The organism is Sphingomonas sp. (genome assembly GCF_017304635.1).
GTDB lineage: Bacteria > Pseudomonadota > Alphaproteobacteria > Sphingomonadales > Sphingomonadaceae > Sphingomonas.
This window is the reverse complement of record NZ_JAFKMA010000001.1, coordinates 1,254,860-1,267,358: the sequence shown is the minus strand read 5'-3', so window position 1 is coordinate 1,267,358 and position 12,499 is coordinate 1,254,860. Positions and strand designations below refer to the sequence as shown.

Below are 12,499 nucleotides of genomic sequence, written 5' to 3'. Positions count from 1 at the left end.
GGGGGTGCGGCTAGCGTGGCGCCATGTCGATCGACCTGCGCGACCTGAAGCCCATCACCGAACGTCGGGCCGTCGACGCCGATACGTTCGCGCGCGAGATCGTGACGGCGTCACGCCCGGTCGTTCTGCGCGGGCAGGTCGCCGATTGGCCGGCGGTCGGAGCGGCTAAGCAGGGCGCCCGTGCGATCGCCGAATATCTCGCCGGCTTCGGCGGTGGCCGACCGCTCGACGTGATGATCGGCCCGCCAGAGATCGGCGGACGGTTCTTCTACGCCGACGACAGCGTCACCGGGCTCAACTTCCATCGCCAGTCGGTAGCGCTCGGCGCCCTGCTCGGCGAGTTGCTGCGCTTTGCCGAGGAAGGCGTCGCGCGGCCGCACGCTCTGTACGCCAATTCCGCGACCGCGCCGGAGCACCTGCCGGGATGGGAGGCGGCCAATCCGCTGGGTCTTGCGATCGACGCACCCGCGCGGCTGTGGATCGGCAACGCCACGCAAGTCGCGACGCATTACGACATGTCGAGCAACATCGCCTGCGTCGTCGCCGGGCGGCGGCGTTTCACGCTGTTCCCGCCCGACCAGCTCGCCAATCTGTATGTCGGGCCGCTCGACCACACGCTGGCCGGCCAGCCCGTCAGCATGGTCGATCCGGAGGCGCCGGATGTCGATCGATATCCGCGCTTCACGGACGCCCTGACCCATGCCGAGACCGCCGAACTCGGCCCCGGCGATGCGATCTTCATCCCGCCCTTGTGGTGGCACCACGTTCGCGCGTTCGATCCGCTCAACGTGTTGGTCAACTACTGGTGGGGACACGAATCCGGGGCGGCGTTCCCCGCCCTGATCCACGCGGTGCTGGCGATCCGCGACTTGCCGCCGGCCGAGAAGGCGACGTGGCGGGCGTGGTTCGACCATATGGTATTCGCGCAGGATGCCGATCGCGCGGCCGATCATCTGCCACCCGCCGCGCGCAGCGTGCTGGGACCGTCGAGCCCGGCCCGCACGCATCGCCTGCGCGATTTTCTCGTCCGAATGCTGCAGCGAAGCTAGGCCAGGTTGCGCAGCAATGTCGCGCGCATCCGCTGGTAATTATCGGCATCGGCCGGGCCGAACACGCCCTGCGCCTCGGGCGGGATGTGGGCGAAGGCGTCGCCATCCGGCCGGAAGATGAGTTGGTCGAACATGATCCGCCAAGCTTCGCGCTGGTCCGCGGGCAGGGTGCGGAGCGCGAACAAGGCGTGGAGCAGCGTGTCGTACGGATTGCCGAGATCCTGCCGCGCGTCGTTCCACCAGTAATTGACGAACAGATTGACCGGGTCGAGCGACGCGACGCCGTGCCACCAATGATACGGGATGTAGATCGCATCGCCCGGCTCGAGCGTCGCCTCCTGTGCGTGGGCCATCGCCTCGGCGAAGCGCGGAAAGCGGTCGAGGTCGGGCGCGGCGAGGTCGACCAGACTGACCGGGGTGCCGGCGGGGGTCAACTCGATCGGACCCATATACAGGTTCGCCATTTGGTCGGGCGGAAACAGCGTGAAGCGGCGCCGGCCCGCGACCACGATCCCGATATTCTCCATCAGGTCGAAATGTGCGGCGACGCGGATCGCATTGCCGAGCCATAGCCGCGGCGTGACCGCATCGGCGACGATGTCGATCCGGTTCTCTTCGATGAAGCCGGGCAATAGCTGGGGCGCGGGGATCGACTGCACCGCCATCGCATAGGGCCGCGCCGCATCGCGATCGCGCAGCAATCGGTCGAGAAAGGGATCGAGCGGCGATTGCCCGCGGGTGAAGTTCAGCGCCGTCAGATCCGGTGTGTAGAAGAACCGCCCCTCGATCTCCGGCGCGCCGACGATCGCGGCGACCGGTTCGGCATGGCTGAAGCGCTTGAGATAGGCGACCGCCTCCTCGGCACCGGACCGAGCGGCACGGACCGCCGGCCACTCGGCGGCGAGTCCGTGCAAGACCACCGGCTGTCCGGCCGGCCGTATCTCGGCATCGAACCGTCGGCGGTCGATCCCGGTGATTTCGGCGATCGGCCTGGGTCGGGGCAGGGGTGTCATGACGCGCGGCGGAGCGGCGGCTCGCCACACCCGATCTGGCGCAGATAATCGGCCTGGTGCGGCATCGCCGCCGCGGTCTTTGCTATCACGTCGCGAATATGCGCGAGCCGATGCAGCGTCTCGTCATCCGACAGCAGGTCGGCGACCGGATGATAGCCCGCCGGCTCGACGCCCTGGCCGGCCATCACCGACAGCCAGCTCGTCTCGGTAAACAATTCCTCATGCTCGCGGAAGATGCGGCCGTTGCGCCGGAACATCGCCAGCTTGTCGGCCAAACCGGGCGGCGGCGCCAGCGTGCGGCAATAGTCCCAGAACGGCGTGTCGTCGCGCTCGGTCGCATTGTAATGGAGTACCAGGAAGTCGCGGATATCCTCATATTCCCGCGCGCTGTCGGCGTTGAACCGCGCGATCTCGACCGGCTCCAGCCCGCGATGCGGGAACAGCGCCATCAATCGCGCGATCCCCGACTGGACGAGGTGGATGCTGGTCGATTCGAGCGGTTCGAGGAATCCGCCGGCCAGGCCGAGCGCGACGACGTTGCCGACCCATGCCTGCTTGCGGTGCCCGGCGGTGAAGCGGAGCGGCTTGGGATCGGCCAACGGAGCGCCGTCGAGATTGGCGAGCAACGTCGCCGCGGCTTCGTCGTCGGAGACGTGCGCGCTCGAATAGACATAGCCGTTGCCGATGCGATGCTGCTGCGGGATGCGCCATTGCCATCCCGCCGGTCGCGCGGTCGCGCGCGTCATCGGCAGGCGGTCGCCGCCGAGCTCGCACGGCACGGCGAACGCGCGATCGCAGGGAAGCCACGCCGACCAGTCCTCGAACCCGGCCTGCATGACGCCCTCGATCAGCAGCCCGCGAAACCCCGAGCAGTCGATGAACAGATCGCCCGCGATCCGCGCGCCCGATTGCAGCACGACCGCGTCGACCAGGCCGTTGTCGCCATTACGGGCCATGTCGACGATCCGCCCCTCGGTCCGCCTGACGCCCCAGCGTTCGGCCAGCCCGCGCAGGTAGCGCGCATACAGCGCGGCATCGAACTGGAAGGCGTAGCCGAGCTTCGACAATGGCGAATTGGGCTGGTCGGGGCGGGGATGCGCGAAGCGGCCCTGCATCCCGCCCACCACGCCGAGCGAATAGGCATCGAGCGGCGTCGGATCGCCGAGCCCGCGACCTTTCAGCCAGAAATGGTGGAACTCCACCCCCTTCATGTCGAGGCCGTAGAAACCGAACGGATGGACGTAGCGATGCCCGATCCGCGTCCAGTCGACGAACTCGATCCCGAGCTTGTAGGTGGCGTTGGTCGCGCGGACGAAGTCGGCTTCGTCGATCCCGAGCAATTGGTTGAACAGGACGATCTGCGGGATCGTCGCCTCGCCGACGCCGACCGTGCCGATCTCGTCGGATTCGATCAGTTCGATCGTCAGGCCCGGCAATTCGCCCACGGCGCGCGCGATCCCTGCGGCCGCCATCCATCCCGCCGTCCCGCCGCCGACGATGACGATGCGCCGCATCGCATCCGCCCTCATACCGGGGAACCGGAGCCGGTCGGGAAGGGCGATTCGGCGGTGAACGAGAAGAACGGCACGTCGCCCTCCGGTGCGGCGGCGGCAGTCGCTGCCGACGGCGGGGCGGCGAACGGGGCGGGGGCGACGCGACGCAGGAAATCGCCGTGTGACGGCAGATGCTGCGCGGTTTCCCAATAGCCGAGCCGAATCTGTTCGAGTGCCGCGGCGACCTTGTCCTCGTCGAGGGCATCGACCGCGGGTTCGTACTCGCGCGGGACGATGTGCTGGCCGAGACAGACCGCGACCCAGCTCGCGTTGGCGAACAGCTCGCGCCCTTCGCGGAACAGCCGGCCCTTGCTGCGGAACAGTTCGATCTTGCGCGCCAGCGAGTCGGGGATCGTCATATCGCGGCACTGGCGCCAGAACGGCGTGTCGTCGCGCGTCGTCGCCTTGTAATGCAGGATGATGAAGTCGCGCACGTCGGCGTAAATCTCGTCGATCTGGCGATTATATTCGTCGCGTTCGGTGGGATCGAAGCGCTTGTCGGGGAACAGCGAGATCAGGCGCGAGATGCCGGCCTGGATGAAATGGATGCTGGTCGATTCGAGTGGCTCGATGAACCCGCTCGACAGGCCGAGCGCCACCACGTTGCGGTTCCACGCGGCCTTGCGCCGGCCGGTCGTGAACGCAACCCGACGCGGTTCGGCCAGCGGCTCGCCCTCGATCGACTCGAGCAGCATGCGTTCCGCCGTCGCGTCGTCGAGATGATCGCTGGCATAGACGTTCCCGTTGCCCATGCGATGCTGCAACGGGATGCGCCATTGCCAGCCGGCCGTGCGCGCGGTCGACCGCGTGTACGGATCGGGATCGCCGGTCAGCGCCGATGGCACCGCGACCGCGCGATCGCACGGCAGCCAGTGCTGCCAGCTCTCGTAACCGGTCTCCAGCGCCTGCTCGATCAACAGCCCGCGAAAGCCGGAGCAGTCGATGAACAGGTCGCCCGTGACGCGCTCGCCATTGGCCAGCGTCACCCCCTCGACGAACCCGTCTCCGGCGCGCAGGCCGACATCGACGATGCGGCCTTCCACGCGCATGACCCCGGCGCGCTCGGCATAATCGCGCAGGTAGCGCGCATAGCGCCCGGCGTCGAAATGGAACGCGTAGAACAATTCGCGCACCGGCGACTGCGCGCCTTCCGCCGCGCGCCCGAACCGGCCGAGCGAGGCGGCGACCGAGCTCATCGACCAGGCCGAGATGTCGGGCATCACCCGGCGCTTGCGCTCGCGCAGGTACAATTGGTGAAAGTGGATGCCCTGCAAATCCTGGCCGTAATGGCCGAACGGGTGGAAATACCGCTCGCCGAGGCCGCCCCAGTCGACGAACTCGATGCCAAGCTTGAACGTGCCCCCGGTCGCCGCCAGGAATTCGTTCTCGTTCAGCCCGAGCATGCGGTTGAAGTTGATGAGCGGCGGGATCGTCGCCTCGCCGACGCCGATCGTGCCGATCTCCTCCGATTCCACCAGCGTGATGCGAGTGTAGCCGTTGTTGAGGAAACGCGAGAGGCCGGCCGCCGCCATCCAGCCGGCGGTGCCGCCGCCGACGATGACGACGTCGCGGATCGAATGTTCGTTCATCGGGATAGCTGGCTCATCTGGTGGGAGAGATAGGTCGACAGGGTCGGGCGAGCGGCGACGCCGGCGGCGATCGCCTGGCGCCAGCGGTTCATCAGCGCCTGCGATTCGGCGATCGGCGTCGCGGCGATCAACGGGTCGATCCGGCGCGGGCGCACGCCTTGGCCGAACAGCACGGCCAGCCAGCTATCGCGCGCAAAGGTTTCCTCCTCGTAGATCGGCAGGCGGCCGCGCTCGCGGAACAGCGCCAGCGTGTGCGCCAGCGATTCGGGCAGCAACGCTACGGCGCGGTCGCGCCAGAACGGTTCGTCGCGCCGTGCGGCCGCGTAATGCAGCACCAGGAAATCGCGGACGCGTTCGGCTTCGGCCTCCGTCTGGCGATTATAGTCCGCCGCCTCGACCGTCGCGCACTCGCGGTCGGGCAGCATCGCGATCAGCCGGTCGATCGCGCTGTGGGCGAGGTGCAGGTTGGTCCATTCGAGCGGCTCGACCTGCGTCGCCGCTTCGCCGATCGCGACGCAATTGCCGCGCCAGGGCTCGGCGCGATTGCCGGCTGCGATCGCGACCGGAACATCGGCAGGGGCGGTGCCCATCGTCTCCAGGATGCGCGCCGCTTGATCGTCGCTGGCGCCAGCCGATGCATAGACGATCCCGGTCGACCGACTGCGCGGCGTCGTCGCTGACCAGCGCCACCCGGCGGCCCAGGCCGTCACCTCGTCGAGCGGGCAGGGGTGCGTCGTCGCTTCTTCCGTCGCGAACAGGATGCGGTCGCACGGCAGCCATTGCGACCAATCGTCGCGCCGGTCATCGATTTTGCTGCGCAGCATCGCCGCCGGTCCGGTGCAATCGAGAAACAGGTCGCCGCGCTGTTCCGACCCGTCCGCCAGCACGAGCGCATCGATCCAGCCGTCGCCGCGCAGCCGCACCTCGCGCAGCGGGACCGTCTGCTCCCGCACGCCGCAATGCCGCGCGAAGGCGTGCAGCATCGCCGTGTACCGCGGAAGGTCGAGGTACAGTCCGTATTCGTACCCGGCGAACGGGTCGGCGGGGTCGTCCGGCGGCGGCGCGAACCGCCCGTCGCTCGCCATTGCGGCGGCGGCCGAGAACAGGTCATACGGCGGTGCGCTCGCCTGCGTCGTGGCGCGCGCCCAATGCAGATGGAACGAGCCGCCGGGCAAGGGCCGGCCATGCTGCCCGTAAGCGTGGATGTAGGGAGGCGCGTCGAACGACCAGCCGACGAAGCGACTCCCCAGGCGATAGCTGCTCCCGGTGCGCAACACGGCATCGTCCTCGCCGATGCCGAGATCGGCGTGGAAGCCCAGGATCGACGGCAGGGTCGCGCCGATGCGGTCGGCCAGCGCATCCGGTGCCGGGGCGAGCGGCAGGATCGTGACATCGAGCGACGGCACGCGTCGTTTGAGCGCGACGGCCGCCGACCAGCCGGCCAGCCCGCCGCCGACCACCACGATCTGACGGATCGGCCCCGTCGTCACGCCGCCTCGGCCATCGGGCAATAGCGGTCGATGAAATCGATATGGGCCGGCGCTTGCGCGACGGTCGCGTCGATCTCCGTCCGCAAGTTGCGCAATCCCGCGGCCAGCGCGTCGAGCGGCGGCAGGTCGGCGCGCGGGTCGTGACCGTCCGGCACGATCCCCTGGCCCACATACACCGCGATCCAGCTGGCATCGAGGAACACGCCCTCGCGGTACTTCACGACGCGCCCGCGCCGGCGAAACAGCTCGATCTTCTCGGCCAGGCTGTCCGGGATCGGCATCGTGCGGACATAGTCCCAGAACGGCGAATCGTCGCGGGTCGTGGCGTGGTAGTGCAGGATCAGGAAATCGCGGATACGGTCATATTCCAGGTCGATCAGCCGGTTGAATTCGTCGCGATCGACCGGCGAGACGCGGCGTTCGGGAAACAGTTCGACCAACGCGGTGATCGCCGCCTGGACGAGGTAGATGCTGGTCGATTCGAGCGGTTCGAGGAAGCCGCTGGCGAGCCCGATCGCGATGCAATTGCCGACCCAGCTACGCTCGCGGCGACCGGCGCGGAACCTGAGCAGGCGGGGTTGCGCGATCGCCTCGCCCTCGACCGCCGCTGCCAGTGCCGTCGCCGCCGTGTCGTCGTCGACGAACGCGCTGGCGTAGACATAGCCGTTGCCGGTGCGGTGCTGGAGCGGGATCCGCCAGCGCCAGCCGGCGGGCATCGCGATCGCGCCGGTATAGGGCGTCACGTCGGTCGCGGTCCGGCACGGCATCGCCACCGCGCGGTCCGTCGGCAGCCAGCGCGACCAGTCCTGGAACGGCTCGCCCATCGCCTCGCCGAGCAGGAGCGAGCGGAATCCGGAGCAATCGACGAACAGGTCCCCCTCGATCCGCTCGCCACCTTGCAGCGTCACGGCACGGATATCGCCGCTTTCCCCGTCGCGATCGACGGCAACCACGATGCCCTCGCTACGTTGCGCGCCGAGCCCCTCGGCAAGCTGGCGCAAATAGGGCGCGAACAGCAGCGCATCGAACTGGTACGCATAGCCGAAGGTAGAGGCGAGGTCGCGCGGCTCGGTTCCCGGCAAGCGGAACCGGTTCTGGCGCGCGAGCATGCAGGCATAGGAAAAGTGCTCGAGCGGCGGCACCGGCTGGCCCGCCGCACGCATCCGCGTCCAGTAATGGTGGAAATCGACCTCGCCGTGACCGCGGCCGAACGTGCCGAACGGGTGGATGTAGCTGTCGCCGATCCGGCCCCAGTCGCGAAATTCGATGCCGAGCTTGAAGGTCGCGCGCGTCCACCGCATGAAGTCGGCCTCGGCGATGCCGAGCTTTTCGTTGAACGCGCGGATGTGGGGCAGGGTGGCTTCGCCGACACCCACCACGCCGATCGCCTCGGACTCGACCAGGTGCACCGAGCAGACCGTGGGCAACAACTTGGCCAGCGCCGCGGCGGTCATCCAACCGGCGGTGCCACCGCCGACGACCACGACCCTGACCTTGGCTTCGTCCGCCATTCCCGCTGCCGATCCTCACCCTTGCGTCTTTTCGTCCTGCATAGCGGTATCATCGCCATACACAAAGCTCGCCGCATGTTGCGATCGCGCAACACCAAACTGCATTTGAGGTCTTGCCAAAACCAAAATGTTATCGCAACCATGGGAAACAATCAGGCGGTCGAACCAGCCGCTAACAATCGTTTGAACGCGCGGGGTGCGTTCATCAGGGGAGGAATTGATGGCGTATTCCACTCGCCGAGTCCGCGACATCCATGCTCTTGTTGGTGCCTTGCGTGGCGGTGCGTCCGCAACGGCGCTGTGTGCCGCGCTGTTCGCGGTGCCGGCGCTGGCGCAAACGGCTCCCGCGCAGCCGGCGGCCGACCCGGGGCAGAGCACGACCTCTACCGACCAAGGTGATTCGAAGTCCGACATCGTCGTGACCGGCATCCGCGCTTCGCTGGCGAACGCGCAGAACATCAAGCGCAACTCCGACACGGTCGTCGACGCGATCACGGCGACGGACATCGGCGCACTGCCCGACCGGTCCGTGACCGAGGCACTGCAGCGCGTGCCCGGCGTCGCGATCAACCGCTTCGCCGGATCGAACGATCCCGATCACTTCTCGGCCGAAGGCTCGGGCGTCACGGTCCGCGGCCTCAATTTCGTCCGGTCCGAATTCAACGGTCGCGACGCGTTTTCCGCCGGCATCGGCGGCCAGGCATTGAATTTTGCCGACGTCCCCGCCGAACTGCTCGGCTCGGTGGAAATCTACAAGAATGCGACGGCGGAGAATATCGAGGGCGGCCTTGCCGGCACCGTCAACCTCAACACCCGCAAGCCCTTCGACAACAAAGGGCTTCACATCGCGTTCGACGCCGAAGCCAATTATGGCGACTTCGAGAAAAAGTGGACGCCGACCGGGTCGCTGTTGGTCAGTGACACCTTCAACACGAATATCGGCACGATCGGTTTCCTTGGCGACATTTCCTATTCGCGGTTGAAATATCGCTCGGACGGTATCCAGGTCACCAATTTCCAGACGCGCGACAACACGCTTGCCATCGCGTCGAACACGCAGGCGACCCTAGTCTGCCGCAACCCGCTGCCCGGTACCGGCGACACGATGACGCTTCCGGCCGCCGGGTCCGCCTGCGGCACGGCGTCGACCAGCGGAAGCGACGGATTGCTGGATAACGCCGGGACGCGATATGCGCCGCTCGGCGGATCGTACCGCACGCAGGACTTCGATCGCAAGCGTGAAGGCCAGGCATTCGCTTTCCAGTGGCAGAGCAACGACAGCAAGACGCTGCTGACTGCTCAATATCTCCGCAGCCATACCGAGTTGGATTGGGGCGAGCATACGTTCGAGTCCGGTCCCGATCTGTCGGAATACAATACCTATCCGGCGGGATGTCTTCAGAACACTGATGGTCCCGGCGGCACTACGCGTGCGGAATGCCCGGCAGGATCGACCCAGAATTACACCTATGCCTCCAATGGCCTGTTCCAAAAGGGCTACGTCACCTATCCGGGCGGCGGCTGGCGCGGTGCGGGGCCAGGGTCGGGCAGCAGCTTCGTTTCCGCTGGTGGCATTCAGCAGTCATTGTCGCGGCGTCAGGTCAGGGAAACCAACACCAACACCGACTACGGCCTGAACCTTAAGGCGCAGCCGACCGATCATCTGTATTTCAATATCGATGCGGATTACACGCGGTCGCACCATACGCAGCTCGATGTCAGCACCTTCGGCTCGACCTGGGCGGATGAAAACCTCGATCTGACCGGCAACCTGCCGCAGGTCGTCGCGCACAAGCCGCTCAATACCGCCTATAGCTGGGCTTCGGCCAATCCGGCCGTGCTGGCCGAATCGGACTCGCAGTATTTTTCCGATCCCCGGGTCCAATTCTGGCGCGCCGCGATGGATCATATCGAGGACAGCGTCGGCAAGGAATATGCGTTCAAGATGGATCTGGATCGCAAGTTCGATTCGGGCTTCCTGACGGATATCAAGTTCGGCGCGCGCTACGCCGATCGCCGCCAGTCGATCAAATACAGTACCTACAATTGGGGCGCGTTGAGTGAGGTGTGGGGTAATGGCAACCCAATCTCGTTCTCACAGACCAACAGCTCGCAATATGCGCTCTACAACTTCCCCAATTTCTTCCGCGGGCAGACGAATGCTCCGCCCAGCGCCCTTTATTACACCGGTGACCTGATTAATAATTATCAGGGAGCGTCGCAGTTCCTCCAGTCGGTCAACCAGCAATGGCTGGCACAGGGCAACGGCTCGGGCTGGGTGCCAGCGGCGCAACGCGCCGGTGTCGTGCCCGGATCGGGAGGCTATCTGCCGAACGAAATCCAGGATGTTCAGCAGCGCAATACCGACCTGTACGCTCAGCTCAATTTCCGCAGCAACAACGTTTTCGGTGTGCGGATGTCGGGTAACCTCGGCCTGCGGTACGTGCATACGTTCGTACGTTCGGCGGGGGCCGTGAACATCAATGCAGCAGGTTTGGGCGTCAACCAATCCTATTCGTCGCGTTGCCCCAACGCGGGTGCACCGCCTCAAGGAGTGCCGCCCGGCGTCGCGATTGGGCAACCCAGCGGAATCTGTCTGTTGGGGCCAACCGGTTACTCGCAATTGCAGACGTTTACGGGGGTTCAGGCCGATGGTGTCACGCCTATCTCCGGCGCGCAGACCGTAACACCGAACACGGCATTCACGACCGACAATCATTTTCTGCCCAGCCTCAACCTGAAGTTCGAGCTGTCGTCGAAGCTGATCGCGCGCTTCGCCGCTTCGCGCGTCATGACGCTGCCTGACATGGCATCTATCCGTAATTCGTTCTCCGCAAGTTATGGTTCGGACAATGTCGTCACGTTCAACCTCGGCAATCCGTATTTGAAGCCGGCGACGGCGACTCAGTTCGACGCGACGGTCGAATGGTACTTTGCGCGGGTCGGGTCGCTGACGTTCGATGCCTTTTATAAGGATATCAATAACTTCTTCTATGCCAGTACGGTGCAGCGTAACTTCACGCAAAACGGCGTGACGGTTCCGGTGGCCGTGCGGATTGCCGACAATTATTCCGGTCACGGGAAGATCAAGGGATTCGAGGTCGCCTATCAGCAGACGTTCGATTTCCTGCCGGGCCTGCTGAGCGGGTTCGGGCTCAATGCGAGCTACACCTATCTCGAAAGCTCGGGCCTGCCCAACTCGTTCCTCAATGGCGGGTCGGCGTCGAACACCGGCAATTTCGCCAAGGTTGACGGTAATCTGCCGCTCGAACAATTGTCGAAGCATACGGTGAACGTCGAAGGCTTTTACGAGAAGGGACCGATCTCGTTGCGGGTCGCTTATAACTGGCGATCGCGCTTCCTATTGACCGCGGCCGACGTGATCTTCCCATACGCGCCGATTTTCAATGCGCCGGCCGGTTACCTCGATGCTTCGGCATTCATCAACATCACGAAGCAGATCAAGATCGGCGTGCAGGGCGTGAACCTGACGGACACGGTCACCAAGACCGAGCAGGCATATACGGGTGATCCGAATTTGCTCGCGCCCCGGTCGTACTTCATCAACGACCGCCGCTTTTCGTTCATCCTGCGCGGCAGTTTCTAGCGCTTCAAAAAACACGGTCGCTGCCAAATCGGCAGCGACCGTTCCGGAAGGACCGGCCCGCCAAACGCGGGCCGGTTTTTTCAATTATGGGGCAAGCGCGTCATGTCGGCGTTGGGGCCGAAATCGAACACGCGGATCGGTCCGAGATCGATCACGTGCTTCTCGCCGGCGAGATGGATCGCGGCTTGCGCGCCACCGGCGGGGAAGGCGCGCGGTGCCTTGCCGACTGCGTAATATTGCTTCCATTGATTGGTAATCGTCGCGGATCCGGCGGCGATCGTTTCGTACGGGGGCGTCGCGCCGTTCACGCCGATGAAGGGCAGGGTCGCCGTTTCGCCGTCCTTGAGCTGCGGGGCGCGCAGATAGACCGCGACGAACACCACGTCGCCGGCCGCGAGCGCCTTGCTGAGCGGCGCGTTGCCGCCCGCGTCCCATGCGTTCTTCCCCGCCGCGCTGACCGTGACGCGAGTCATCGGATAGCCCTGCGGCCCACCCTTGTCGTCATATTTGCTGACCTGGTCGGGGCCGTAGGTCACCCACGGTGCGGTCGGGAAATTGACGAGCTTCGAATTGGGATCGGCCCGGGGCGCGGCGGCCGGAGCGGGCGGCTGGGTCTGCGCCGCGACGGCGGCGCTGATCGCGACGCAGGCAGGCAATAGAATGAGCGATACTTTCATCTGGCGTCTC

At 65.8% G+C, this 12,499-nt stretch carries 9 protein-coding genes; 2 read left to right on the top strand and 7 right to left on the bottom strand.

The genetic code is table 11. The features are described from left to right. Nucleotides 1–23 precede the first annotated feature (23 nt). On the top strand, nt 24–1,049 hold the full coding sequence (locus tag J0I47_RS06405) for a cupin-like domain-containing protein (RefSeq protein ID WP_294045659.1): 1,026 nt from the start codon (nt 24–26) through the stop codon (nt 1,047–1,049). Here J0I47_RS06405 and J0I47_RS06400 read toward each other — a convergent pair. From J0I47_RS06400 to J0I47_RS06375, 6 genes are read right to left on the bottom strand one after another with little or no spacing between them, the layout of a single operon-like run. Continuing rightward, complete coding sequence (locus J0I47_RS06400; RefSeq protein ID WP_294045657.1) at nt 1,046–2,062, bottom strand: cupin-like domain-containing protein; 1,017 nt, start codon at nt 2,060–2,062, stop codon at nt 1,046–1,048. The two genes, J0I47_RS06405 and J0I47_RS06400, sit on opposite strands and share 4 nt — an antisense overlap. Beyond that, nucleotides 2,059–3,576, bottom strand: coding sequence for a tryptophan halogenase family protein (locus J0I47_RS06395; RefSeq protein ID WP_294045655.1), 1,518 nt, complete (start codon nt 3,574–3,576; stop codon nt 2,059–2,061). The genes J0I47_RS06400 and J0I47_RS06395 overlap by 4 nt, the downstream gene beginning before the upstream one ends. Before the next feature lie 11 nt (nt 3,577–3,587). Beyond that, complete coding sequence (locus tag J0I47_RS06390; protein WP_294045653.1) at nt 3,588–5,204, bottom strand: tryptophan halogenase family protein; 1,617 nt, start codon at nt 5,202–5,204, stop codon at nt 3,588–3,590. Further along, the gene (locus J0I47_RS06385; RefSeq protein ID WP_294045652.1) at nt 5,201–6,694 is read right to left on the bottom strand and encodes a tryptophan halogenase family protein; all 1,494 of its coding nucleotides are present in this window, start codon (nt 6,692–6,694) and stop codon (nt 5,201–5,203) included. The genes J0I47_RS06390 and J0I47_RS06385 overlap by 4 nt, the downstream gene beginning before the upstream one ends. Next, entirely contained in the window at nt 6,691–8,205 is a 1,515-nt protein-coding gene (locus tag J0I47_RS06380) for a tryptophan halogenase family protein (protein ID WP_294045651.1), read from the bottom strand. Before J0I47_RS06380 ends, J0I47_RS06385 begins: the two co-directional genes overlap by 4 nt. Nucleotides 8,206–8,220: 15 nt before the next feature. Then, on the bottom strand, nt 8,221–8,439 hold the full coding sequence (locus J0I47_RS06375) for a hypothetical protein (RefSeq protein ID WP_294045650.1): 219 nt from the start codon (nt 8,437–8,439) through the stop codon (nt 8,221–8,223). Here J0I47_RS06375 and J0I47_RS06370 point away from each other — a divergent pair. After that, nucleotides 8,426–11,812, top strand: a complete 3,387-nt coding sequence (locus J0I47_RS06370) for a TonB-dependent receptor (protein WP_294045905.1) — start codon at nt 8,426–8,428, stop codon at nt 11,810–11,812. The two genes, J0I47_RS06375 and J0I47_RS06370, sit on opposite strands and share 14 nt — an antisense overlap. Before the next feature lie 80 nt (nt 11,813–11,892). Here the strand turns inward: J0I47_RS06370 and J0I47_RS06365 are convergent, their stop codons facing one another. Continuing rightward, nucleotides 11,893–12,489, bottom strand: coding sequence for a hypothetical protein (locus J0I47_RS06365; protein ID WP_294045648.1), 597 nt, complete (start codon nt 12,487–12,489; stop codon nt 11,893–11,895). Nucleotides 12,490–12,499: the final 10 nt, after the last annotated feature.

Bases quoted from the DNA above. Each gene is read 5' to 3' on its own strand.
- J0I47_RS06405 (WP_294045659.1), top strand. From the start codon at position 24: ATGTCGATCGACCTGCGCGACCTGAAGCCCATCACCGAACGTCGGGCC.
- J0I47_RS06400 (WP_294045657.1), bottom strand. From the start codon at position 2,062: ATGACACCCCTGCCCCGACCCAGGCCGATCGCCGAAATCACCGGGATC.
- J0I47_RS06395 (WP_294045655.1), bottom strand. From the start codon at position 3,576: ATGCGGCGCATCGTCATCGTCGGCGGCGGGACGGCGGGATGGATGGCG.
- J0I47_RS06390 (WP_294045653.1), bottom strand. From the start codon at position 5,204: ATGAACGAACATTCGATCCGCGACGTCGTCATCGTCGGCGGCGGCACC.
- J0I47_RS06380 (WP_294045651.1), bottom strand. From the start codon at position 8,205: ATGGCGGACGAAGCCAAGGTCAGGGTCGTGGTCGTCGGCGGTGGCACC.
- J0I47_RS06370 (WP_294045905.1), top strand. From the start codon at position 8,426: ATGGCGTATTCCACTCGCCGAGTCCGCGACATCCATGCTCTTGTTGGT.
- J0I47_RS06365 (WP_294045648.1), bottom strand. From the start codon at position 12,489: ATGAAAGTATCGCTCATTCTATTGCCTGCCTGCGTCGCGATCAGCGCC.